The organism is Actinotalea fermentans (genome assembly GCF_007991475.1).
Taxonomy (GTDB): Bacteria; Actinomycetota; Actinomycetes; order Actinomycetales; family Cellulomonadaceae; genus Actinotalea; species Actinotalea fermentans.
In genome coordinates, this window is sequence record NZ_BJYK01000010.1 from 17865 (window position 1) to 41452 (window position 23588).

19 protein-coding genes are annotated in these 23588 nt (G+C 71.3%); 5 read left to right on the forward strand and 14 right to left on the reverse strand.

The window, feature by feature from the left end; translation table 11 throughout:
- Positions 1-257: 257 nt before the first annotated feature.
- From AFE02nite_RS15185 to AFE02nite_RS15205, 5 genes are all read right to left on the reverse strand, one after another.
- Positions 258-1283, reverse strand: a complete 1026-nt coding sequence (locus tag AFE02nite_RS15185) for a hypothetical protein (protein WP_034244905.1) — start codon at positions 1281-1283, stop codon at positions 258-260.
- 353 nt (positions 1284-1636) lie between these two features.
- On the reverse strand, positions 1637-2743 hold the full coding sequence (locus tag AFE02nite_RS15190) for a glycosyltransferase family 4 protein (RefSeq protein ID WP_034244906.1): 1107 nt from the start codon (positions 2741-2743) through the stop codon (positions 1637-1639).
- The gene (locus AFE02nite_RS15195) at positions 2740-3603 is read right to left on the reverse strand and encodes a glycosyltransferase family 2 protein (RefSeq protein WP_146819968.1); all 864 of its coding nucleotides are present in this window, start codon (positions 3601-3603) and stop codon (positions 2740-2742) included. The genes AFE02nite_RS15190 and AFE02nite_RS15195 overlap by 4 nt, the downstream gene beginning before the upstream one ends.
- Positions 3604-3627: 24 nt before the next feature.
- Positions 3628-4722: a hypothetical protein gene (locus AFE02nite_RS15200; RefSeq protein ID WP_034244908.1), complete on the reverse strand. Its 1095-nt coding sequence runs from the start codon at positions 4720-4722 to the stop codon at positions 3628-3630.
- Between the two features lie 256 nt (positions 4723-4978).
- A complete protein-coding gene (locus AFE02nite_RS15205; protein WP_261765658.1) occupies positions 4979-6520 on the reverse strand; it encodes a sugar transferase in 1542 nt (513 codons plus the stop codon).
- A gap of 161 nt (positions 6521-6681) precedes the next feature.
- Between AFE02nite_RS15205 and AFE02nite_RS15210 the strand changes: the two genes are divergently transcribed.
- Positions 6682-8280 (forward strand): polysaccharide biosynthesis tyrosine autokinase, encoded by a 1599-nt coding sequence (locus AFE02nite_RS15210; protein WP_146819969.1) that lies wholly within the window; start codon positions 6682-6684, stop codon positions 8278-8280.
- A gap of 153 nt (positions 8281-8433) precedes the next feature.
- Here the strand turns inward: AFE02nite_RS15210 and AFE02nite_RS15215 are convergent, their stop codons facing one another.
- Complete coding sequence (locus AFE02nite_RS15215) at positions 8434-8940, reverse strand: hypothetical protein (RefSeq protein ID WP_034244909.1); 507 nt, start codon at positions 8938-8940, stop codon at positions 8434-8436.
- Positions 8941-9044: 104 nt separating this feature from the next.
- A complete protein-coding gene (locus AFE02nite_RS15220; RefSeq protein ID WP_034244910.1) occupies positions 9045-10889 on the reverse strand; it encodes a DUF4012 domain-containing protein in 1845 nt (614 codons plus the stop codon).
- 111 nt (positions 10890-11000) lie between these two features.
- Between AFE02nite_RS15220 and AFE02nite_RS15225 the strand changes: the two genes are divergently transcribed.
- Complete coding sequence (locus AFE02nite_RS15225) at positions 11001-11552, forward strand: arsenate reductase/protein-tyrosine-phosphatase family protein (protein ID WP_261765659.1); 552 nt, start codon at positions 11001-11003, stop codon at positions 11550-11552.
- Between the two features lie 22 nt (positions 11553-11574).
- Here the strand turns inward: AFE02nite_RS15225 and nagB are convergent, their stop codons facing one another.
- The 6 genes from nagB to AFE02nite_RS15255 form a co-directional block, all read right to left on the reverse strand.
- Positions 11575-12357, reverse strand: a complete 783-nt coding sequence (gene nagB, locus AFE02nite_RS15230) for a glucosamine-6-phosphate deaminase (protein WP_034247865.1) — start codon at positions 12355-12357, stop codon at positions 11575-11577.
- Positions 12357-13304 (reverse strand): ROK family protein, encoded by a 948-nt coding sequence (locus AFE02nite_RS15235; protein WP_146819970.1) that lies wholly within the window; start codon positions 13302-13304, stop codon positions 12357-12359. Before AFE02nite_RS15235 ends, nagB begins: the two co-directional genes overlap by 1 nt.
- Entirely contained in the window at positions 13304-14155 is an 852-nt protein-coding gene (locus AFE02nite_RS15240) for a carbohydrate ABC transporter permease (RefSeq protein ID WP_034247871.1), read from the reverse strand. The genes AFE02nite_RS15235 and AFE02nite_RS15240 overlap by 1 nt, the downstream gene beginning before the upstream one ends.
- Entirely contained in the window at positions 14152-15108 is a 957-nt protein-coding gene (locus tag AFE02nite_RS15245; RefSeq protein WP_052113922.1) for a carbohydrate ABC transporter permease, read from the reverse strand. The genes AFE02nite_RS15240 and AFE02nite_RS15245 overlap by 4 nt, the downstream gene beginning before the upstream one ends.
- A 124-nt stretch (positions 15109-15232) precedes the next feature.
- Positions 15233-16522: an extracellular solute-binding protein gene (locus AFE02nite_RS15250; RefSeq protein ID WP_261765660.1), complete on the reverse strand. Its 1290-nt coding sequence runs from the start codon at positions 16520-16522 to the stop codon at positions 15233-15235.
- A gap of 145 nt (positions 16523-16667) precedes the next feature.
- A complete protein-coding gene (locus tag AFE02nite_RS15255; RefSeq protein ID WP_052113923.1) occupies positions 16668-17819 on the reverse strand; it encodes an ROK family transcriptional regulator in 1152 nt (383 codons plus the stop codon).
- A 139-nt stretch (positions 17820-17958) separates the two neighbouring features.
- On the opposite strand from AFE02nite_RS15255, the gene AFE02nite_RS15260 reads away from it, so the two are divergent.
- The 3 genes from AFE02nite_RS15260 to AFE02nite_RS15270 are packed head-to-tail and all read left to right on the forward strand — an operon-like array spanning position 17959 to position 21107.
- Positions 17959-19182, forward strand: a complete 1224-nt coding sequence (locus tag AFE02nite_RS15260; RefSeq protein ID WP_261765661.1) for an N-acetylglucosamine-6-phosphate deacetylase — start codon at positions 17959-17961, stop codon at positions 19180-19182.
- Positions 19179-20657, forward strand: a complete 1479-nt coding sequence (locus AFE02nite_RS15265; protein WP_034247419.1) for a family 20 glycosylhydrolase — start codon at positions 19179-19181, stop codon at positions 20655-20657. The genes AFE02nite_RS15260 and AFE02nite_RS15265 overlap by 4 nt, the downstream gene beginning before the upstream one ends.
- A 24-nt stretch (positions 20658-20681) precedes the next feature.
- Complete coding sequence (locus AFE02nite_RS15270; protein WP_034247421.1) at positions 20682-21107, forward strand: hypothetical protein; 426 nt, start codon at positions 20682-20684, stop codon at positions 21105-21107.
- 15 nt (positions 21108-21122) lie between these two features.
- Here AFE02nite_RS15270 and AFE02nite_RS15275 read toward each other — a convergent pair whose 3' ends face one another.
- Positions 21123-23543 carry a GH36-type glycosyl hydrolase domain-containing protein gene (locus AFE02nite_RS15275; RefSeq protein WP_034247423.1) on the reverse strand — a complete coding sequence of 807 codons (2421 nt, stop codon included), beginning with the start codon at positions 23541-23543 and terminating at the stop codon, positions 21123-21125.
- Between the last annotated feature and the right edge of the window lie 45 nt (positions 23544-23588).

Sequence of the window (23588 nt, forward strand, 5' to 3'; positions counted from 1 at the left end):
CTGGAAGCAGCGCGCGGGGTACGTAGTCCAGAACACCATCCGAAGCGAGTGTCGGACCCGCCAGGGCACCCTCTCTCCGGCCGCGCGAGCCATGGCCGGTCACCAGATGCACACACGAATACGGCGTCGACACATGCGCCACACGCCATCCCATGGCCGAGAACTCCCGCGACAGATGGTGGCTCCCGACAACGAAGTCACCGTGCCGATGGGTGTGGCTCAGGAAGACTACGGTCCGCGCCGCCAAGGCCCCCTTCTCAGCCACGAGAGAACCGGCCCGCCCCGCGCCGGTCAACGCTAGGCCCGACCAGACGTTGGTACTGGCCCGCGCCCAGCGTCGACGCCGTGCGCGCTCGCGCATCAACGACGCGGAACCAGACGGATAGCACAGCACCCGCCACAACGACCGGGAGAAACCGTGACGAGCCGAAGTAGAAGATGCGCGCGAACTCGAGCAGCCCCACCGCAGAAGCGCAGTAGACGACCGTCGCCACGACGCGCCCTCTCGCCGCACGGCGTGCAAGCACGTTGAACCACAATGCGACCGCCACAACGACCAGCGCCCCACCGAGTAGCCCCAGGGCGACGTAGGGGCTCAGGACTCCAGAGCGATTCGTGTAAGTCTCGAGCCCATAGACCCGGGCAGCACCCTCAATCGGCGATGGCCCAAAGACTGAGTCATAGATGTCGCCATCAAATAAGGCGGATGGAAGCCTCTCCCGGCCGAGGAGGTAGTGATCGAAGCCGGAGTTGTTCAGGGCCGTTGCATAGTAGCCGAGCAGCAGGTTCTGCACGTACGCCCAGAACGACCCCCCGTAGGAATCACGGACGGTCGCCCATGACCGGAAGAACTCGAAGACTCCGAAGAATGCAAACAGCGAGACCCACGTGCCCACAATGAGAGCCGGCCCGCCCCACGCCCGCCTAAGAACCGGCGGCGGCGCACTACGCAGAATGAGTGATGCCACAAGCCAGCTCGCGAGGATTTCGATCAGGGCGAGGCGCTCACTGTTAAGCACCGCCCGAAGTAGTGCCAGGGCGGCCACCGTTAGGATCACATTCCTGGCCGACCGCCCTCCAGCACGGGCACGGAGTACCGCCAAAGGCACGACGATCGCGCCGATCTGCATCCAGGTCGTCACACCACCGACCGACTCGAAGTAGTTGTTCCGGAGTACGTACATCGAGCCCCTCGTACCGCTAAGGAGCGCGATGACGTCGCCGGGACGAAGTCCTCGCGCGACCGCAATTCCGAACCACAGAAGGTATGCGCCGATTGTCACTGCCGTCGTTGAGCGAACCGCCTGGTCAAGCCAACGTAAATGTGAAGGCCCAAGCCGGATGCTCCCGCGATAGCGTCCCCGCGCGGGTGACCCGACAAGGAACACTGCGAGCATCAGCGAGCAATAGAGCAGGGCGACCGAACGGAGACTGGCATTGAGAAAGGCGGGCTGACCGAACAAAACAGGAAAGGCGTCCGGCGGAAGCAGGAAGGTCCAGACGACCGCAGGAATAGCGAGAATGACCATGAGACCCCCGGGTGCCCAGAGCCAATGGAAATTGACGGGCACAACAGCCGAGTCCGCCCGCTCGCCCGCAGCTGGTTCACTGATCTGCCCAGTGATCCCGTTCGCGCTCACAATGGGCCTGTTCCAGACCCAGCCCTCGGCTCCCGGCCCGTGAGGCGAATCCCCTCGACTGTTGCGCGAGCAACTTCGCTCCAACCCGAGAATTCCGGGGCCGTACGTCCCGGCACGTTTCGGCGCAGACGACTTGTGAGCACATCTCGGGTGGCCGTAACCCACTCGTCGGGCGACGTGGGATCGTCCACGAATCGAACATTCTCGCGCGCAATGCCCGCGTAAGGCGGCAGCCTGCTTGCGATCACGGGCGCTCCGAACTGCTGCGCCTCAGCCAATGGCAGCCCAAAGCCCTCGAACAGACTTGGGAGGAGTACGACCCGCGCCTCTCTATAAAGAGCCCCTAGTTCGCTCGGCTCCACGAAGCCGGGGCTGACAATCCAGTCCCCTTCTACGAGCGGATCGAGCAGCTGAGCCTTCTCCCCAGCGTAGTCCGGGCCAACGCAGACAAGAGGCAGCCCGGCCGCACCGTCCTTCCATGCCTCGAGCAGAGTGGCCACGTTCTTGTGCGGAAGGAACGCGCCAACATAGAGAGCGAACTCGCCGATCCCGCGCACCGGTGTCGGCAACTGCCCGCTATCGGGCAGCACTTGACCGGCGATCGGAACGACACGGACCGTTCGACCGCGTTCAACCCCGGCCCAACGCGATACATCGAGCTTGGTCGCGTTACTTACCGCGAAGATGCCGTCACACCGCCGAAGCGTCCTACCGAGTGTCGCCACATAACGCAGCCAACGCGCCCGACCGTAAAGGCCGGGGGCCATCGCCGGGCCGAGGTCGTGTACCCAGATGAACGTCGGCGTCCCTCGCGTCCACGGCCACTCTGGGGACGTGACCAAGACCGCGTCCGCCCGCGCCCGTCGCACAAGCCGGCGCATGTGGACGGCGCGCCAGGCTGCGCGGTGCACGGCCGTGTTTCGTCGCAAGCGCGCCTCGACGACGTCAAGCCTGTCGTCCCATTCCAGACCTGCCGCACCATCAACGACAACCGTCGTGCGCAGGCCCTGCATGCCCGCCAGCCCACGGGTCAGGCCCAGGGCATGGGTGCGCAGGCCAGCCTGCCCGCCCTTCGCGACGAGCGCGTCCACCACGAGCCTCATCGCGAGACCGTCCGGACGAGACGCCGCGCCTCGTCATACGCGACGGTAAGGACGAACCTGCACCAGATCGCCACCGGCGTCAGCGCCGCGACCAAGGGGGACTCGTCCCCGTGGCGCCGGAAGAAGCGCACCATGCTCCGATGGAACTCGTAGTTTAGCTTAGGGCTCCGAATACCTGTACTCGCCCCCTTGATATGGATGGCCGTGACGCCACCCTCGTACATGACACGCCATCCGTCTTCGCGGAAGCGCGAGCACAGGTCGAGATCCTCGCCATACATCCAGTACGACTCGTCGAACAGCCCGACCCGCAGCAAGGCTGCCGTACGGATGAGCATAAAGGCGCCACTAACGGCGTCGACCTCGGCGTACTCGCGGTCACCGATCTCTGAGGCAACATACCGAGAGCCCCGCTTGCCAACGAGGCGCCCCAAGAAGTACACCGCCGCCTCGCGGGCGCTTGGAATGAACCTCTTGGCCGCATGGTCGACTGTCCCGTCTTCCCTGAGGAGACGGCACCCAATCAGTCCAATCGAGGCGTCACCGTCGAGGCGCTCAATCAAGCGCTGAACCGTGCCGGGCATCAGCCGCGCGTCAGGGTTAAGAAGGAGAACGTACTCGGAGCGCACCTCGCGAAGTGCGACATTGTTGGCGACTGCAAACCCGGCATTGTCTGTCCGGGCGACTAAGTGTACCTGAGGGTACACGCTATTGACGAGGTCAACGGTCCCGTCCGGAGAAGCGTTGTCAACCACGTGGACCATAGTTCCAGCCGGCGCATATTGCACGACTGAATCGATGCAATCGCCAATCTCGATGGCCGACCGGTAGGTGACGACCACGACTTCGAGCGGTCTCATGCCACCCACCGTTCGCACGTCCTATCACTCACCAAACTGCGCCTCTCCTGTTTGGCCTACGAGCGTTGCGCGTTTCCGCGTCTCCCAACTTTTGGCGCAGCTGACCAAGAGGCCAGCGTACCGTAGCCACGTGGTCAGTGCATATGCCGCGGCGGCCCCTGCCGCGGCGGCCTGTTCGGTGCCGAGAGCGATTGCGACCAGGAAGATCGCCGAGAACACAGCAGAGATTCCTGCGACCCGACGCCCGAGCCCTTGACCCTGCATTGCCGTGACGGTCACCGGAAGCGCGACGAGCGCGGGTGATGCCAAAGCAAGCCAGGCGAGCGCAGGGCCCGCGGCTCGATAGTCCTCACCCAATATGAGCGGCGCGGTTTCAAGGAGCAGCGGCCAGGCGGCTCCAAGCACTAGCGCGGCGGCGGCACTCCATCGCGCGATTCGCAGGAGTGCTCGTCTCACCCCTTCGGGATCGCCGAGGGCACTCGGCGCCATGACGACCACACTTACTGCGGACGACAGCAGGTCGAACGGAGTGATCATTCTCAAGGCCGCACCAAAGACGCCTGCAGCGCCGACGCCACCGAACACTCCAACGATCCACGCGTCGAGCTGGCGTATCGCCGCAGCGGCGCTCGCGACCGCGAGACTCAGCATCGATTCGAGCGACCCATCGCGAGGGCGCCGAAAGGTTAGCGGCCAGTCCCGAACTGCGGCCGCCAGCACAGTTCCCAAGAGAATCGCGCCAGCCGCTCTGCCGTAGGCGTACCAGTCCATCACGCTTAGGCCCACCTGGATGGCCGCAAGCGCGCTCCCCAACGCGAGGAAGCCGCGAGTAGAGATGAGGAGGTTCACGAGGCGCGCTCGGCCGAACTGTGTACCTAGTGCGATGCGCGCCTCGGCGTTCTTCTCGCAAGCAATAGCAAGGGCTACCATGATCGCCGGCTTCGCTCCGACGTACCCCGACAAGACGGCCCACGTGCCGCCCACAATGAGGAAACCGCTGGAGCTCAGCAGGTTGAGGGTGAGTGCGTACGCGACGGCATGTGGCCGTTTCAGGGCGGCGGCACGGAGAGCGAACCCTGGGAGGCCCAAGGTGAGAAAGGCCGCCACGGCGGTGAGCACCGAGATGGTGATCGAGAGGCCGCCGAAGGCCTCAACTGGTGTATGTCGCACAACGAGGAGGAGGGCAACGGCATGAGCGGCCGCCCCAACTGTTCGCGCTGTCAACAAGCCCGCAAAATTCCGCAGTGAAGGCCGTGCAGCGTTCGGCCTCACGGACGGTTCCCACCGTGACGGACTGCCCCAACACCGCGGTCTGAGCCGATAGCGTGACCACTCCGCTCGGCGCCCACACGTCCGAGGAGGGCACGCCACGCCCTCACCGCGCGCCTTCCCCGGACAGGAGAACCCTTGCGGTGCGCGCGAGGATGATCGCGTCCCCGAAGAGGCTCCAGTTCTCGACGTAGTACACGTCCATCCGGATGCCCTCCTCCGGGGACACGTCGTTGCGGCCCGAGATCTGCCACAGGCCCGTCATCCCCGGCTTCACCAGGAGCCGACGTCCCGCGTGCCTGTCGTACTGAGCGACCTCCGCGTCGATCTGCGGTCGCGGGCCCACGAGCGACATCTCGCCCCGGAGGACGTTGAGGAGCTGGGGCAGCTCGTCCAGTGAGTACCTGCGGAGCACGCGTCCCACGCGTGTGACGCGTGGGTCGTTCTTCGGCTTGTAGAAGAGCCCGACCTCCTCGACACCCTCGGCCGCCAACACCTCGGCGAGACGCTCGTGCGCCCCCACCACCATGCTGCGGAACTTGAGCATCTGGAAGGCCTTGCCGTTCACGCCCACCCTGGACTGCCGGTAGAGCACCGGGCCTGCGCTCGACATCTTGACCGTCACGGCGATGGCCAGCAGGAGGGGCGACAGGACGGCGGTGATGAGCAGGGCCGAGACCCAGTCCACGACGGACTTGAGCAGGTACTTCGGCCCTGTGAATCTCGGCTCGTCGACGTAGACGAGAGGCAGCCCGCTGACCGGCTGCATGATCACCCGTGGCCCGGCGACGTCCGTGAGGGACATGGCGAGCGCCAGGTCGATTCCACTGCCCTCGAGGTCCCAGCCGAGCTGGCGCACGGTGTGTGTCGTCACCTTGTCGGAGCCGACGACAGCCACGGCATCGACCCTCAGCTCGCGGGCCATCGCAGCGGCTTGTTCCACCGCGCCGATCACGGGGACGTCACCCACGCGCCCGTCAGCCGCTTCACCGGCAGGCAGACACACACCGACTGCACGGTAGCCAGCACCCGGGCGACGAGCCAGGTCCGCGAGCAGCATCTCGACCTTGCCTCGGTGTCCGACGACGAGGATCCGCTTCCACCCGTCGCCGCGGGCCCACGCCCGGTGCAGCCACTGCCGCCAGACGAACCGGCCCACCAGCAGCAGGACGAGCCCCAACGGGAAGGCGATCGCCAGGTACCCGCGGCCGATCTCCATGCGCAGGAGATAAGCGAGGATCGCGATCGCCGCGAAGACGCGCCACGTCACCGACGCGACTCGCTGGTACTCCTCCGGGCCGCTCCCCACCAGCCTGCGGTCCTGGGTGCGGCCGGCCACAAGAGCGAACACCCACAGCCACATGATCAGAACGGAGACGAGCAGATACGACGGGGACAGTCGTCCGTCCACTGTCGCTCCGCCAGCCGGATCAAAACGCACCACATAGGCGCCGAAGACGGCGACACCCACAGCCACCACGTCGGTGACGACGAGCCGGGTCAGATATCCGTGCCACCAGGGGTGCAGAGCAGCGGGCGCCGGTGCGGCGGATGCTTCGCCCGCCACAGTTCCCCGTGCGTCGACACTGTTCACTACCAGTCCCCTCGGCCCAATCCTGACCCGGCAAGGGTAGACGCTGCGGCGCACGCGAAAGACGGGACACTTGGGCGGTTTCGGGCGGAAGCTGAATCGATCATCCTTTTCACCCGGGTCCGATGTCTGGCGTCGGCCCGGGTTCGGCGTGAGACCATGACGAGCCCGTGTCGCACCGGCGGGATACACGCCGAAACACAGAGAACCAGAGGCAGATGGAGCTTCGCGACTACCTGGCCATCGTCCGCAAGCGGTGGATCTCGATCGCCCTGATCACCGTGCTGCTGACCGGCGCCGCCGTCGCGGTCACGCTCGCGACCACGCCGGTCTACACCGCCCGCGCCCAGGTCTACGTCTCCGTCCGCACCGGTGAGACGACCACCGACCTGCTGCAGGGCAGCAGCTTCAGCCAGCGCCAGGTGAAGTCCTACACCGACCTCGCGAGCACCCCCCTGGTGCTCACCCCGGTGATCGAGCACCTGGACCTGGCGACCACGCCGGACACGCTCGCGGAGAGCGTCAGCGCCGACTCGCCGCTCGACACGTCGCTGATCAACATCCGCGCGTCTGACCCCGACCCGCAGACCGCCAGCGACATCGCGAACGCGGTCGCCGAGAGCCTCGCGGAGCAGGTCACCGCCCTCGAGGAGCCCGACGAGGGCCCGTCCCCGGTCGAGATCAACACCGTCCGCACCGCCAGCGCGCCCACCGAGCCGTCCTCGCCCAACCTCAAGCTCAACGTCGCGCTCGGCCTGCTCCTCGGTCTCGCGGCCGGGTTCGGCCTGGCCATCCTGCGCGAGGTGCTCGACACCCGCGTCCGGACCGTCGACGACGTCCGCTCCGTCACGACCGCCTCGATCCTCACCTCGATGGCGCACGACGAGGAGTCCGTCGGCAAGTCCCTGGTGGTCCAGACGGACCCGCACAGCCCGCGCGCCGAGGCGTTCCGCCGGCTGCGGACCAACCTGCAGTTCCTCGACGTCGCCGAGCGGCTCTCCGCCATCGTCGTCACCTCGTCACTGCCCACCGAGGGCAAGTCCACGGTCGCCGTGAACCTCGCCATCACGCTCAGCGACGCGGGCTCGCGCGTCGTCATCGTCGACGCCGACCTGCGCCGGCCCTCCGTGGCCGAGTACATGGGCGTCGAGGGCAGCGTCGGCCTGACCACCGTGCTCATCGGCAAGGCGAGCATCGAGGACGTCGTCCAGCCCTGGGGCACCGGCAACCTGCACGTGCTGCCGTCCGGGCAGGTGCCACCCAACCCCAGCGAGATGGTCGGCTCCGCCGCCATGGCGTGGCTCATCAACGAGCTCACCAAGCGCTACGACCTGGTCATCATCGACACCCCGCCGCTGCTGCCCGTGACCGACGCCGCGATCCTCGCCCGGCTCGTCGACGGCGCCCTCGTCGTCACCGGCGCCAACCGGCTGCACCGGCACGAGCTCGCCGACGCCATGGGCTCGCTCGAGGCCGTCGGTGCCCGCGTGCTCGGCGTCGTCGTCAACCACCTCGCCCGCAAGCACGGCGAGGGGTACTCCTACCACTACTACGGCTCGGACGAGAACGCCCCGCGTCAGCGGCGCGGCGCCCGACGCCCCGCGCCCAAGGCACGCTCCTCGCGGGCGGCCGGGCACGCCAACGCGCCCGTCACGCGCCTGACCCCACCGCCGAGCGCCACCCCGCCCCGGGTCACCACCCGTCACACCCCCGAGGCCGCGCCGCAGCCACAGCCCACCGGCAGCTTCGACGCACTGCTGCAGACCGAGCCCGACGAGGTCCGTCCCGGACGCTGGCCCGGCGGCCCGATCGCCTGACGCCCGCCGCCCGAACCTGAGGAGGCCCGCCCAGCCGCACGGCTGAGCGGGCCTCCTCCATGTTCACGGCCGGCAGGCCGTTCGCAGGCCAGACAGCACGAGGGCCCCGCCGCTCCAGCGGCGAGGCCCTCGTGTCAGGCGAGGCGACTGGGCTCAGGCCCGGACGGCCTGGCGGCGACGCGCCACGACCACAGCAGCGCCACCGGCGAGGATCAGGGCGCCGGCGCCGAGCGCGAGCTCCATGCCGTCGAAGCCCGTGTCGCTCAGCGAGGAGCCCGGCGCGGCGGCGACAGTCAGGACCTCGTCGCCGACGAGAGCACCGGCCGCGTTGGTCACGCGCGCCGTGTAGGTGCCGGCCGCGTTCAACGTCACGGACCACGAGGCGTCACCCGAGGCGTTCGCGGTCTTCGCGAGGCTCTTGGTGCCCGCCACCTGGATCTGGTCGTTGCCGATCGTCGCGGGGTTCGAGGTGATCGTCAGCGTCAGCTGCTCGTTGGGCGTCTGGCCCAGGGTGTTGATGGTGATGGCCTGGCCGACGGCCGGCGTCGAGTCGTTGACCGTCGTGTCGTAGCCCGGCGCGTCGTACGCCATGGCGACGGCGGGAAGCGCGACGAGCGTGAGCGTCCCGACGGAGGTGAGGAGGGTGCGACGGAGATTCATAGCGGTAAGCCCCTTGCTTGGTCTGCGCAGTCAGTGCCGGTCACGTGCCACATGCGTGCCGCAACACGAACGACACCCCCGGGCATCGGCAACCCTATGCCGGATCATGAGCACTGGACCCCGACTAATGGCACGTCTTGCACCACTCGTCCGGGTGAAGTTCGAAGAACGACAGGCCCCCTGTGCACCCGATCCACGGAGATGGTAGCGACGACCGAAACGCTCTGACCAGGTTTCAGCTGCACGGTCTTGCCCACGACCGGGAGCCCGTTCTGCACCTGAGAGGAGACGCCTGGCACGTCATTCATGATCGTCACGTCCTCGATCTGACCGCCCGTCGGTGCGTAGACGAGCACGTTCGTGCGCACCTCACCGATCGGGACGACCGTCCCGGAACCCGTCACGTACGTCGGCAGCGTCCCGACGAGCGCGGGGTCCACCGTGTTCGTCAGCGTCACGTCCAGCTCGACCAGCCGCGAGCCGTCCGGGGCACATGTCTGCCCCCCCACCTCGGTCGAGACGTCCAGGTAGTAGCTCATCTTCGCCTGGCTGCCGTCGTTGAGGAACACGCCGATCACCGGCGAGTCGCCCGCCTCCCCGCGCAGCGCACCGCTCAGCACGGTGTCCGCGAGCAAGGCCTGCTCGCCCTCCCGAGCCGACCACACGAGCAGCCGGCCCTGGCGTGCGGCCTGCGCGAGCGCCTCGATCGTCGCCGAGGGCTCGCCCGCGCCTCCCACCAGCGCACCGAAGACGCCCGCCGCGGTCTGCGCGAAGAACTCGTCCTGCTCGCGCGGGTCCAGCAGCGTCAGGTACACGGTGCTGAGCAGCACCTCGACCGCGTTGTCGGCGGTCAGCTGACCGCCCGTCACGTCGGCGACCGCGCCCGGCGGCATCGGGACCGGCCCCGTGGCACCGAGCACCAGCGCGAGCGTCCCGGGGTCCACCGACACGACGCCGTCGACCTCTCCGCCCACCTCCTGTGCCCAGATCTGCCGTGCGATCGACGCCCCACGCGGGAAGTCGGGTGTGAAGGTCACGTCGCGCATGTCGGCCGCGAGGTCCTCGCCGAACAAAGCCATCTCGGCGTCCGTCAGCTCCGTCACCGGGGCCGGAAGATCGCCGAGGGATCCGCCGGAACGATGATCAAGAATCTCCACGCCGCCGTTGTCGGCACGCAGCAGAAGAATTGACCCGGGAATTCCCCCGGTGGCGCGCAGCTCCGCATTGTTCTGCACCAGAACCAGATAGGTCCGCGGCCCGTCCCGGCCCAGCATCGGGGGCAGCAGGCGCACCGCGCGCGACGCCGTCGCCGTCGTCACGGAGACCTCGTCCACCTCCTGCCGGGCCTCCTCGAAGGCGTCGGCGACGAAGGGCCAGAGCGCCTCGGCGTCGACCGCGTCCATCCTGGCCACGGCGGCCTGGACGGCCTCGTCGGCGGCCACGACCCGCGGCGCGGCCTCGACCAAGGGGTCGAGGGCGATCCGCCCGTCCACCGGCGCGAGGGCCGAGGGGTCCACCACGTCCGTCGCCTCGAGCAGCGTCGGGACGGCGTCGTGGGCCAGGTCGTCCATCACCACCGCGACCGTCCGGACGGCCTCGACGTTCGGGCCCACCCACGGCACCCGGGCGGCGATCGCCCAGTGCGGGCCGTCCGTCGCGTCCAGCGCCGCCTCCGCGTGCGCCTGCAGCGCGGCGACCGCGGAGTCGACACTCGCGTCGTCGCCGGCGAGCACGTCGGCCTGCAGCTCGGAGACGAGTGCGGCGGCCTCGAAGAGCTCGGCCCGAGCAGTCCGCGCGTCGCTCAACAGCCACCAGGCCATGCCGAGCGCCGCGAGCACCACGACACCCGCGACCAGCAGCCAGCGGCCGCGGTGCCGGGCCCGGCGTCGTCCGCTCAGGTGGGCCGGACCGTGGCCCGAGCCCCCCGCCGCGGCGTCACGAACTGGCACTCGCCCCTCCTCGCCCGACACCGGCGCGAGCCTACCCGGGCCGGGTGAAGCGTCGGCGCGCCACCCCGATCGTCCTGGGCTCGTCCGGTCCCCACCCCGCACACTGTCCGCGTGACAACCGTCCTCATGGTCTGCACCGGCAACATCTGCCGGTCCCCCGCGGCCGAGCTGCTGCTCGCCCACGCGCTCGGGCCGGACGCCGGGGTGCAGGTCGCGAGCGCGGGTACCCACGCCGTCGTCGGCGCGGGCGTGCATCCCCCGATGGCGCGACTGCTGGCCGCCACCGGCACGCCGTACGACGCGTTCCTGGCCCGCCAGCTGACGCCCGCGCACGTGCGCGAGGCGAGCGTCGTCGTCGCCATGACGCGGCGCCACCGCGGGCACGTCGTGGAGCTGCTGCCCGCCGCCGTCCGGCGCACCTTCACCTACCGGGAGCTGGCGCGCTTCGCCGACGCCGTCGCGCCCGAGCTGCCCGCCGGCACGCCCGCCGAGCGGCTCGCCGCCCTGCTGCCCCTGGCCGCCGCGCAGCGCGGCCGCGTGCCCGTGGACCCGGCCGACGACGACATCGACGACCCGTACCAGCGCGGCGACGCCGCCTACGAGAAGGCGTTCGCGCAGGTGCGCGAGGCGACGGCGAGCCTGGTCCGCGCGCTGCGCGGCTGACCCGCACCTCCGGGAAGACGCCCTACAGACCCTGCCACGCAGGCTTGTGGGCCCAGGTCTGCCGGAAGTGGTCGGCGAGCTGCAGGCGGCTCGCGGCGGCGTCGTCGAGCAGCACCGTCACGTGCGGGTGCAGCTGCAGCACCGACGCCGGCCACATGGCGCTGACCCCGCCCTCGACCATGCGGTGCACGGCCTCCGCCTTGGCCCGGCCGGTGGCCAGGAGCACCAGGTGCCGGGCCTCCATGATCGTGCCGAGGCCCTGCGTGAGCACGTGCCGGGGCACCGCGTCCGCGTCCCCGTCGAAGAACCGCGCGTTGTCCTGGCGGGTCTGCTCGGTGAGGGTCTTGATGCGCGTGCGGGACGCCAGGGACGAGCCCGGCTCGTTGAACGCCAGGTGCCCGTCCGTGCCGATCCCGAGGATCTGCAGGTCCACCCCGCCCGCCTCGCGGATCGCCGCCTCGTACGCGGCGCAGGCCGCCGCGATGTCCGCCGCGCCGCCGTCGGGCGCGTGGACCGCGCCCTCCGCGAAGTCCACGCGGCTGGCCAGCTCCCGCTCGATGACCGCGCGGTAGCGCTCCGGGTGCTCCGGCGACAGGCCCACGTACTCGTCCAGGAGGAACGCGCGGGCGCGCGCGAACGAGAGCCCCGCCTCCGCGTGCCGACGCGCCAGCTCGTCGTACAGCGCCAGGGGCGAGGAGCCCGTCGCCAGGCCGAGCACGGCGTCCGGCCGCGCGCGCAGCAGCGCCTCGACCGCGTCCGCCGCCCAGCGCGCGACCTGCGCCGCCGAACCGATGACGACCTCCATCAGCCCACCACCTCCACGTCCACCGCGCCGCGCGTCGCCAGCGCCGCCCCGACCGCGCCCACGGGCACGCCCGCGGGCGTCAGCTCGATCCGCTCCGGCATCCCCAGCCCCGCCAGCAGCGGGGAGACCGCCACGTGGCGCTCGACGGCGTCCCGCACATGCTGCACCAGCTGCGGGCCGAGGTTCGCCACCCCGCCGCCCAGCACCACGTGCGCGACGTCGAACGTCATCACCAGGTACCGCACAGCCGTCGCCACGGCGTCCACGAACGTGTCGCGCACAGCCACGGCCGCGGCGTCGCCGTCGGCCGCCGCCGCGAAGACCTCCGCCGGCGACGGCGAGCCCGTGCGCGAGGGCCACGCGACGTCGAGCGCCGAGCCCGACGCGTACATCTCGAGGCAGCCCAGCTGGCCGCACGCGCACGGCAGGCCACCGGGCCGGTAGGGCAGGTGCCCCACCTCCCCCGCCGCGCCCGCGTGCCCGCGGCGCAGACGGCCGTCGAGCAGCAGCCCGGCCGCCAGGCCCGTCCCGAGCGCGAGGTAGGCCATGTCCGAGTAGCCGAGGGTCTCCCCCGCACCGAGCGCCGCCGCGTTCAGGTCGTTCTCGACCGTGACCGGCAGCCCGCCCAGGCGCTCCGACAGGAGGGCGCCGACCGGCACGTCCGGCAGGTCCATGCGCAGGTTGACCGCGTGCGAGACCGTGCCCGTCGCCGGGTCCACGATCCCGGGCAGCGCCATCCCGACGCCGGCGAGCTGCGTGGGCTCGACGCCCGCCGCCTCGCACAGCCCCGCGACGACTCCGGCCGCGCTCCCGACGACGCCCTCGGCACCCAGGTCCGTCGGCACCCGCAGGGTCCGGCGCACCGTGTCGCCCTCGAGCAGCACGCCGAGCACCTTGCTGCCGCCCAGGTCCAGGCCGACCCGCAGGTCCGCTCCCGTGATCGTCATCAGCCCTTCACCGCCCCGGAGACCAGGCCGGACGTCATCCGGTTCTGCACCGCCAGGAAGAAGATGATCACCGGTACGGCGAGCAGGCTCGAGGCCGCCATGACCTCCGCCCAGTTCACGCCGCGGTTGATCGACGCCGCGAGGAACGTCCGCAGCCACAGCGGCAGCGTCTGCGCGCTCTCCGACGGCAGGGCCACGAGCGCCACTGTGAACTCGTTCCACGCCTGCAGGAACGCGTACACGCCGGAGGCGACCAGGCCCGGCGCCAGCAGCGGCAGCGTGATCCGCAGGAAGGCCTGGAAGCGGGAGAGCCCGTCCACCATGGCGGCCTCCTCGAGCTCGGCGGGCGTGCTCGCCACGAAGCCGCGCAGCATCCAGATCGTGAACGGCACGATCGCGGCCGTGTACAGCACCGAGATGCCCAGCACGGAGTTCAGCAGGCTCGCCGTCGACAGCATCTTGTACTGCGCGATGAACAGGCCCTCGGCCGGCAGCATCTGCACGAACAGCACCGCGAGCACGAACGAGCGCCGGCCGCGGAACTGGAACCGGCTGATCGCGAGCGCCGCGAGGAACGCGAAGACCAGCACGGCGAGCACCGTGACGAGCGTGACCGCCAGGCTCATCCGCAGCGCCGTCGGGAAGCCCGAGCCGCTCACCACGGCCTCGATGTTGCCCGTGGTGAAGTGCGTCGGCAGGAACGACGGCGTCGCGGTGCGCAGGTACGCGTCGGGGGTGACGGCCGACAGGACCATCCAGTAGACGGGGAACACCCACAGCGCGGCGACGAGCAGGGCGAGGGCACCGAGGGCGCCCCGGCCGACGCGGCGGCGCGTGCTGGCCGCGGTCATGACAGCTCCTTCATGAGGCTGCGCACGTACGGCCAGCTCAGCAGGACCGTCAGCAGCAGGACGAGGATCGAGACGGTGGCCGCGCCGGCGAAGTCCTGGCGCCCGATGCCGAGCTCGAAGATGAAGTTGCCCAGCAGGTTCGTCTCCGACACCGGCGCGCCCGAGTCCTGCAGCAGCCGGATCTGCGCGAACACCCGCAGGTCCCAGATCACCTGCAGGAGCAGCACGATCGCGATGACCGGCCGCACCATCGGCACGAGGATGTGCCGGAGCGTCTGGGCCGGGCCCGCGCCGTCGATGCGCGCGGCCTCGAGCACCTCGTCGGGCACCTGCGTGAGCCCCGCGAAGATCGACAGCGCCACGAACGGCACGGACATCCACACGATGATCACCGTGGCCACGAAGAAGAAGGACAGCGGCTGGGCCAGCCAGTTGTGGCCCGCGTAGCCGTCGAACCCGATCTGCACCAGCAGCCAGTTCACGACGCCGGTGCGCCAGTCGAACAGCCAGCGCCACACCGTGACCGCGGCGACCATCGGCATCGCCCAGGCCAGCAGCAGGCAGCTCTGCAGCACCAGCCGCACCCACGGGCGCACCGCGCGCATGAGCAGCGCCAGCGCCAGGCCGATGCCGACCGTCGCCGCCGCGTTCACCATGCAGAAGATCAGGGAGCGCACGACGACGGCCCACAGGTCGTCCTCGGCGAAGATGCGCGCGTAGTTCTCCAGGCCGACGAACTCCGGCGGCTGGCCGAACTGCTGCGCCAGGCCGTACTCCTGCAGCGAGGTGACGACCTGCCAGTACACGGGGTAGCCCAGGCCGAGCAGCAGGATCGCGACGGCGGGCAGCAGGAGGAGGTACGCGGGGCCGGAACGCGGCCGGGTGCGTGACCCCGCGCGTCGGCGGGGGCCGGTCGCCTGCACCGGCGCAGCACGGACGAGCGTGTCCGCCATGGTGGGCCTCCAGGTCCAAGGGTGAGGGGTGCGGGACGGGGGCGTCGGCGGCGGACGTGGCCGACGGATGGGGCCGGTCCCGGTCGCGGGGGCGGGTGACGTGCCCCCGCGACCGGGCAGAGCGTCAGCCGTTGAGCATCGGCGTGATGATGTCGTCGTACTCGGCGGCGAGAGCGGCGACGTCACCACCCTCGGCGATCTTCTGGAACAGCTCCTCGTACACGAACGCTGCCTCCACGGCGGCCCAGCCCGGAGCAGCCGGGGTGAGCTTCGAGGCGGCGGCCGTGTCCATCATCGTCTGGGCGAACTCGTCGTCGCCGAGGGACGAGGTGTACTGCGTGTTGCCCGGGCCGAGGCCGTTCTGGCCGAGCATCGTCTGGTAGTCCTCCGAGAAGATGATCCGCAGGAGGTTCTCGGCCAGCTCAGGGTTCTGGGACTGCGCCGAGATCGCGATGTTCGAGCCACCGGCGAACACGGGGGCCAGGCCACCGTCCACGCCCGGCAGGCCGAAGATGCCCCACTTGTTCGTGTCGGCCATGCCGTCACGGACCTCCTCGCCGGCGTCGTTCGTCGTGAGGTCGCCGAGCGACCAGCGGGCCCAGCCCGGCGCCATGATCGTCGCCGCGGCCGGGGCCGCGCCGTCGGTGCCGTCGTTGAGGAAGTCCCAGTACGCCACGTCGCGCTCGGTCGCGGGGATGTTCGAGGCCGTCTGGTAGATCGACTGCCACGCCTCCAGGCCCTCGATCGTCTTCGGGTCGGACAGCGTGGAGGTCCACGTGTCCCCGTCGACGGTCGCGAGCTCGCCGCCGTGGGCGAACACCCACGAGATGCCGTTGCGCCAGTCCTGGCCGCCCATGGCGAAGCCGGACTGCGTGTCGGTCTTGAGCTGCGCGACGGCGTCGGCGAACTCACCGAGCGTCGTCGGGACCTCGAGGCCGGCGGCCGTCCAGATGTCCTTGCGGTAGAACATGTAGCGCGAGCCGAAGTAGTACGGCAGGGCGTACTGCTTGCCGTCGACCGAGCCGACCTCGACGAACGACTGCAGCAGGTCGGACCCGCCCAGCTCGTCGTAGATGCCGGACAGGTCGCGGAACGCGCCCACCGTGGTGAAGGTCGGCGACTGGGTGTTGCCGATCTCGACGACGTCGGGGGTGTTCGCGGCGTCGGGCAGCGCGGTGGTGAGGCGCGTCACGAGGTCGCCCCAGCCCACCTCCTCGATCGTCAGCGTCGAGCCAGGGTTCTCCGCGGCGAACGTGTCGATGAGGTAGTCCCGCAGCTCCTGGGGCGTGTCGCCGCCCGCGAGCCACAGGGTGATCTCCGCGCCCTCGGCGGCGACGTCGTCGTCACCGGCCGGCTCGTCCGAGGGTTCGTCGCTGTCACCGCTGCACGCGGTGAGGGTCAGGCTGGCGAGCATCGTGCCGACAGCTGCCGCAGCGAGTGCACCCCGCCTTCCCGTCTTCCGTACCATTCTCACGTGGGTTCCTTCCCGGTGCGCTGACGGCGCCGCCATGGCGTCGTCGGAGGGTTGAGGACCTGCCAGGACGGTCAGCTCGGAGTCCTCACGAGACTCCGAGCTGACCGGACAGCACGAGCACGGCCGCCCCCGAGAGCGGGGCCGCCTCGCCCAGGGTGGTCACCCGCAGCTGCAGACCCCGGCTGGTCACCGGCATGGTCCGCTCGCGGATGACCGCCAGGGCCGTGTCGCGCAAAGGCCCGCCGAGCAGCTCGGGGGGGCCGCTGAGCACCACCTCGGCGAGGTTCAGTGCGGACACCACCGGCGCCAGGACGATGCCCAGGCGCCGGCCGACCGACGCCAGTGCGGCGTCGGCAGCTTCAGGGTCGAGCCCGGCCACGCGGCGGCGCAGGGCCGGCAGCGCGAGGACGGTCTCGAGGCAGCCGGTGCGCCCGCAGGCGCACGGCCGGGGAGGACCGACGGGGCCGTCGGGCGCGTCGCGCTCGTCGACGGCGGTGACGTGGCCGAGCTCGCCCGCGGCGTGCCCGTGCCCCTGGACCAGGGCGCCGTCGACGACGATGCCCGCGCCGACGCCCTGGCCGACGGTCAGGACGAGGAGGCTGCCGCCCAGCGCGCCGCCGTAGGTCCACTCGCCGAGCGCGGCGGCGTCGGCGTCGTTGCCCACGTGCACGGGGACGCCGAGCGCGGCGGTGAGGGTCGCGGCCAGCGGCAGGTCGTACCACTCGCGGTTGGGGGCCTCGAGCACCCGCCCATCGGCGTCGACGATGCCGGGCGAGGCCACGCCCACGCCCAGGACCGGGCAGGTGGCCGCGGCGAGGAGCTCGCGGCAGAAGGTGGTCAGGTCGGCGAGCGCGACCTCGCCCTGCGGCTGGGTGAACCGCGCCGTGCGCTGCTCGACGACGGCGCCGGCCAGGTCGACGAGCGCGCCGTGCAGCAGCTCGTCGTCGCGCAGGTCGACGGCGACGATCTGGAAGGCGTCCGTGCGCAGCCCGACGAGCGTGCCGCGCTTGCCGACCTTGCCCTCCTCCGCCTCCTGGCCGAGCTCGGCGACCAGGCCCTCGGCGAGCAGCTCGCCGACGAGGTCGGAGACGGTGACGCGGGTCAGGCCGGTGCTGCGCGCGAGGTCGGCGCGCGAGCCGGGACCGGAGTGGAAGAGGTGCTGGAGCACCATGGAGCGATGCCTCGCCCGCACGTCGCCGGGCAGCACCTTGGTGCTGGGCCGGAGGGACCGCGTCATCGTCGCCACGTTTGTTAGTGAACCTTCTTTACAAACTCGTGTCAAGGGTCGAGGATCGAGGCATGTCGAGCCGAGGCATGCCGAGCCCAGACGTGACAGCAGCCCGCCGCGCCACGGGGGCGGCGGCGTGAGCGGCGGCGTGAGCGGCGTCGTCCTGCGCGGGCGCGTCGTCACCCCGGACCAGGTGCTCGACGACGGCGTCGTCGTCACCGACGGCGCCCGGATCACCTGGGTGGGCCCGGCCGCGCAGGCGCCCGACGGCGTCGCACTGCCCGAGCCCGCGCCGCAGCCGCGGACCTACCTGCCGGGACTCGTCGACCTCCACTGCCACGGCGGCGGCGGCGCGGGCTTCCCCGACTCCCCCGACGTCGCGACCGCGCACGTCGCCGCGACCGAGCACCTGCGGCACGGCACGACGTCGCTCGTCGCGTCCCTCGTGACGGCGGACCTGGCGACGCTCCTCGCGCGCACCGCGACCCTGGCCGAGCTCGCCGACACGGGCGAGCTGGCCGGCATCCACCTCGAGGGCCCGTTCCTGGCCCCCGCGCGCTGCGGCGCGCAGGATCCGGCCTTCATGACCGACGGCCGCCCCGACGCGGTGCGGCAGGTCGCCGAGGCCGCCCGTGGCTGGCTCGCGACCATGACCGTCGCCCCCGACGTGCCCGGCGTCCTGGGGCCCGACGGCGTCGCGGCGACGCTCGGGAGCGCGGGCGCGCTGCCGTCGTTCGGGCACACCGACGCCACCGAGGCCGTGATGGCGGGCGCGCTCGCGCAGGCCCGCGCCCAGCTGCGCGCGGCGCCCGCCGCACGCTCCGGGCGGCCGACCGTCACCCACCTGTTCAACGGCATGGCCCCCTGGCACCACCGCGCGCCCGGCCCCGTGCCCGCCGCGCTGGCCGCGGCCGCCCGCGGGGACGCCGTCGTCGAGCTCGTGGCCGACGGCGTGCACCTCGCCCCGGGCACCATCCGCGCGGTGTTCGCCCTGGTCGGCGCCGCGAACGTGGCCCTGGTCACCGACGCGATGGCGGCCACCGGCATGCCCGACGGGCGCTACGTGCTGGGCCCCGCGGACGTCGTCGTGCGCGGCGGCGTGGCCCGGCTGGCGACGGCGCCCGGCGAGCCCTTCGAGGCGGGCGCGATCGCCGGCGGGACCGCGCACCTGCTCGACGTCCTGCGGACCACCGTGACGGCGGGCGTCGACCTGCGCGACGCCGTGACCGCCGCGACCGCGACCCCCGCCGCCGTCCTCGGCCGCAGCGACATCGGCGCGCTGGCGCCGGGCCTGCGCGCGGACGTCCTCGAGGTCGACGGGGACATGAGGCCCTTGCGCGTGATGCGGGCAGGTGAGTGGCTGTACCAGTGAGGCCCCCCGCCCTACCGATCCTGCCCGCGCCGCTGCACGCCGTCGGGCGTCCAGGGGCCCCCATGCCGCTCGGCGCCGGCACGCGCGTCGTCGCCGTCGGCGAGGCCGAGGCGGTGGGCGCGATCGCCGCCGCCCAGCTCTCCGTCCTGCTGGACCGCGAGGTCCCCGTCGCCCACGACGACGGGCGGCCCGGCGCCATCGTCCTGCGGCTGCTCAGCGGCGGGGCCGGTGCCTCGTCGCCGGGCGCGTACCGCATCCAGGTCGACTCGGTGCGGGCCCTGGTCACCGCGGTGGACCTCGACGGCCTGCGGCACGGCGCGGTCACGCTGCGCCAGCTCCTCGTCCCGACGACCGACGGCGGGCGCGGCCTGCGGCCGGCGTTCGTCGTCGACGCGCCGCGCTTCACCTGGCGCGGCCTGCACCTGGACGTCGCGCGCAGCTTCTTCCCCGTCGAGACGGTCGAGAAGGTCGTCGACGTCGCCGCCGCCCTCAAGCTCAACGTGCTGCACCTGCACCTGTCCGACGACCAGGGCTGGCGCCTCGAGCTCCCCTCGCGCCCGCTCCTCACGCAGATCTCGGGCCGGACGGCCGTCGACGGCGGGCAGGCCGGCTTCTACACGGCCGCCGACTACGCACGCATCCAGGTGCATGCCGGCTCCCGCGGGATCACCGTCATCCCGGAGATCGACATGCCGGGGCACGTCAACGCCGCGCAGCACGCCTACGGCGAGCTCAACCCCGGCGGCGAACCGGTCCCCGCCTACACGGGGACCGAGGTCGGCTTCAGCCGGCTGCACCCCGACCTGCCCGCCACGCTTCCGTTCATCCGCGACGTCGTCACCGAGGTCGCCGCCATGACCCGCGGCCCCTTCCTGCACATCGGCGGCGACGAGGCGCTCGCGATGCAACGGCCGGAGTACTCGCGCATGATCGCGACGATCGCCGAGCAGGTCCGTGTCGCCGGCAAGACGCTCGTCGGCTGGCAGGAGATCACCCAGACCCCGCTCGCCCCCTCGACGGTCGTGCAGTTCTGGGACCCGCGGGCCGACACGAGCGACCTCGTCGACGCGGCCTGGCAGGGGGCCCGCGTCGTCCTCTCCCCCGCGCAGCACGTCTACCTGGACATGAAGTACGACGCCGACACCCCGATCGGCTCCGACTGGGTGGGCACCACCGAGCTGCGCGACGCCTACGAGTGGGAGCCCATGGAGTCGGTGCTCGGCCTGCTGCCGGGCTCGATCGCCGGCGTCGAGGCGGCCGTGTGGACGGAGTACGTGCACGACGAGCAGGAGCTGTTCACGCTGCTCCTGCCGAGGCTCGCCGCCGTGGCGGAGGTGGCGTGGTCCGTGCCGCCGCGACGGTCGTGGCCGGACTTCGCGGTGCGCGTGGCGCGCTACGCGCCCACGTGGGACGCCGCCGGGCTGCCCTGGTACCGCTCGCCGCAGGTCGCCTGGGAGACCGGCGCCGGCCGGTAGGGCGCCGGTCGGTAGGGTTCGCCCATGCCCCAGCTGTCGGAGCCCGTACGCAGCCGCCTGCGCGCGACCACGTCGCTGACCACCGCCCAGGTGAAGCAGCGCGGCCTGGCCGCCGCCAAGGCCGCCAAGGGCGACCTGTGGAACGGCCGCCAGCGCGTCACCCGCGTCACGACGGCGCCCAAGTCCGACGTGTACGAGATCCGTGACCTCGTGGGCAGCCGGCGCCTCATGTCGTTCCGGCTGGTCACCGAGGTCAAAGACGGGCGCACGCAGGTGCGGCTCGACGTCGAGGAGGCGGTGCTCGTCGCGCCGTCGCGCCTCACGCGGCTCAAGGAGCCGAAGGTGCTGGCCCTGCACACGCTGAAGCAGTTCCTGGCCGCCCTGGCCGACGGCCTGCGCAGCGAGGACCCCGACGCCAACGTCAAGGTCCGCGAGGACCTCAAGCCCTGACGCCCGCGGGCCTGCTCAGCCGAGCGTCGCCACCACGCGCACGCGGGCGCCGTCGGGCCGCGGGGCGATCGGCGCGGCCGGGTCCTGCGGCGCGCCGTCCACCTCCAGCGCGACGACGCCGCGGCTCACGTGGCCGGGGTTGCGCACCTCGATCGTGTACGTCGCGCCGCGCCACACCCGCTGCATCTCGAAGCCGTCCCAGTCGCGCGGGATGGACGGGTCCACCACGAGCCCGTCGAGGCCCGGCCGCACGCCCAGCACGTACTTGGTCACCGCGGTGTACATCCACCCGGCGGTGCCGGTCAGCCACGGGTTCTGGGCCTTGCCGAACTGCTCGTGGTCGCGCCCGTAGATGAACTGCACGTACGCGTACGGCTCGGCGCCGCGCACCTCGACGTTGTCGTTCTGGTGGTAGGGCAGGATCGCGTCGTAGAAGGCGACGGCCTCGTCGCCGCGGCCCAGCAGCGCCTCGGCGATGATCGGCCAGGCATTCGGGTGGGAGAAGATCGCGGCGTTCTCCTTGATGCCCGGGTACACGCGCGTCACGAACCCCACAGTGTCGTCGACCTTGGTGAACGCCGGCCAGTTCAGGTGGTTGCCGTACCGCGAGCCGAGCAGGCGCCGGACCGCGTCCATCGACGCGCGGCCGCGCTCCGGCGTCGTGATCCCCGCGATGACGGGCCACGCCTGGTGCTCGAGGAAGATCTTGCCCTCCTCGTTGGCCGCCGAGCCGATCGTCACGCCGTCGCGCGTGTAGCCGCGGATCCACCACTCGCCGTCCCAGAGCTCCGCGTCCGCGACCGTCGCGATCCGCTCGAGCTCGGCCTCCAGCCGCCCGACGTCGGCGCGGCCCAGCGGGCGGGCGACGTCGAGCAGCGCGCGGATGGCCCACGCGTGCAGGAAGGTGACCAGCGCCGTCTGGCCGCCGCCGAGGTTGAGGCAGTCGTTCCAGTCGGCGCGCAGGCCGAGCGCGACCCCGTTCTCGCCCACCTGCGCCGAGGAGAAGTCGATCGCGCGCAGCAGGTGCTCGTACACCGTCGCGGGCGTGCCCTCGGCGAACGGGACCACCTCGTCGAGGAACGCGACGTCGCCGGTCTCCTTGACGTACTCGACCACCGACGGCACCAGCCACAGGTGGTCGTCGGAGCACGTGTCGGCCAGGCCGTGGATGAGGTCGCCGCGCGAGCGCGTGGGCACGATCGTCGGGCTCGGCACGTCCGGGAGGCGCGGGGCGTCGGGGTCGAACGCGGCCGGGTCGAACAGGTGCAGGCCGTAGCCCGCCTCGGTCTGCGCGCGCAGCAGCTCGAGGATCCGCTGCCGGGTCTTCGTCGGGTTGGAGTGGATGACGCTCATGACGTCCTGGGCGGTGTCGCGGAAGCCCAGGCCGTTGCGCCCGCCCACCTCGACGAACGACGCGAACCGCGACCACTGCACGCACGTCTCTGCCTGGAGCAGCGTCCAGGTGTTGATCATCGTGTCCATGCCCTCGTGCGGCGTGCGGATGCGCAGGCGGTCCTGCTTCGCGCGCCAGTGCGCCCGCAGCCGGGCGCGCTCGGCGTCCACGGTCGCCAGGTCCGCGTACTTGTCCCGCATCGCCCGCCCGACGGCGTCGCGCGAGCCGTAGCCCAGCAGGAAGACCAGGCGCGCGGACTCCCCCGGCTCGAGGGCGACCTTGTGCAGCAGGGCGCCGCACTGGTTCTGGGTGGTGCCGGAGCGGTTCGAGCCGTGCCCGCGCTCGACGGCGATCGGGTTCGCCTCCGTGCGGTACGGCCCGACGAACTCCTCGCGCAGCGAGTCGTAGGAGTCGGGCGTGCGCGAGGACGCGAAGAAGTGGAACGTCCACGGCTCGTAGTGGAAGTCCTCCTCAATGATCCCGTCGGCGTAGGACGAGCCCGACGCGTACAGGGACATCTGCAGGTTCTCGTTGTCGATCGTGATGGTGTGGAAGCTGAACTCCACGTAGCCCGCGACCGTCAGCTCGCGCCGCGCGTCGGAGTCGTTGTGCACGACGACGTCCCACACCTCCACGTCGTCGTCCAGCGGGACGAACACCGTCTGGGTCGCGCGGATGCCGCGGTAGGCCGACTCGAAGCGCGTGTAGCCGAGGCCGTGCGCCGCCGTGTACTCGGCGCCGTCCGGGACGCCGTCGGCCGCGAGCGGCTTGCCGACCGGCTGCCAGCTGACCGACCAGACGTCGCCGTCGGCGTCGTCGCGCAGGTAGACGTAGTGCCCCGGGCGGTCCAGCGGGACGCCGTTCGGCCGGAACCGCGTGATCCGCCCCTGCTGCGACGAGCGGCAGTAGGAGTACCCGCCGGCGTTGTGCGAGAGCACCGTGCACAGGTTCTTGGTGCCCAGGTAGTTGGTCCACGAGACCGGCACGTCGGGACGCTCGATGACGTACTCGTCGGCCTCGACGTCGAAGTGGCCGTAGCGCATGGGGGTCCTGTCGGGTCGGGCGGGCGGGGGTCGGGCGGGGCGTCC

What these genes read in the sequence shown, in the direction of transcription:
- AFE02nite_RS15190 (WP_034244906.1), bottom strand. Translation starts at nt 2,743, where the DNA reads ATGAGGCTCGTGGTGGACGCGCTCGTCGCGAAGGGCGGGCAGGCTGGC.
- AFE02nite_RS15195 (WP_146819968.1), bottom strand. Translation starts at nt 3,603, where the DNA reads ATGAGACCGCTCGAAGTCGTGGTCGTCACCTACCGGTCGGCCATCGAG.
- AFE02nite_RS15210 (WP_146819969.1), top strand. Translation starts at nt 6,682, where the DNA reads ATGGAGCTTCGCGACTACCTGGCCATCGTCCGCAAGCGGTGGATCTCG.
- AFE02nite_RS15215 (WP_034244909.1), bottom strand. Translation starts at nt 8,940, where the DNA reads ATGAATCTCCGTCGCACCCTCCTCACCTCCGTCGGGACGCTCACGCTC.
- nagB (WP_034247865.1), bottom strand. Translation starts at nt 12,357, where the DNA reads ATGGAGGTCGTCATCGGTTCGGCGGCGCAGGTCGCGCGCTGGGCGGCG.
- AFE02nite_RS15235 (WP_146819970.1), bottom strand. Translation starts at nt 13,304, where the DNA reads ATGACGATCACGGGAGCGGACCTGCGGGTCGGCCTGGACCTGGGCGGC.
- AFE02nite_RS15240 (WP_034247871.1), bottom strand. Translation starts at nt 14,155, where the DNA reads ATGACCGCGGCCAGCACGCGCCGCCGCGTCGGCCGGGGCGCCCTCGGT.
- AFE02nite_RS15245 (WP_052113922.1), bottom strand. Translation starts at nt 15,108, where the DNA reads ATGGCGGACACGCTCGTCCGTGCTGCGCCGGTGCAGGCGACCGGCCCC.
- AFE02nite_RS15250 (WP_261765660.1), bottom strand. Translation starts at nt 16,522, where the DNA reads ATGCTCGCCAGCCTGACCCTCACCGCGTGCAGCGGTGACAGCGACGAA.
- AFE02nite_RS15255 (WP_052113923.1), bottom strand. Translation starts at nt 17,819, where the DNA reads ATGACGCGGTCCCTCCGGCCCAGCACCAAGGTGCTGCCCGGCGACGTG.
- AFE02nite_RS15270 (WP_034247421.1), top strand. Translation starts at nt 20,682, where the DNA reads ATGCCCCAGCTGTCGGAGCCCGTACGCAGCCGCCTGCGCGCGACCACG.
- AFE02nite_RS15275 (WP_034247423.1), bottom strand. Translation starts at nt 23,543, where the DNA reads ATGCGCTACGGCCACTTCGACGTCGAGGCCGACGAGTACGTCATCGAG.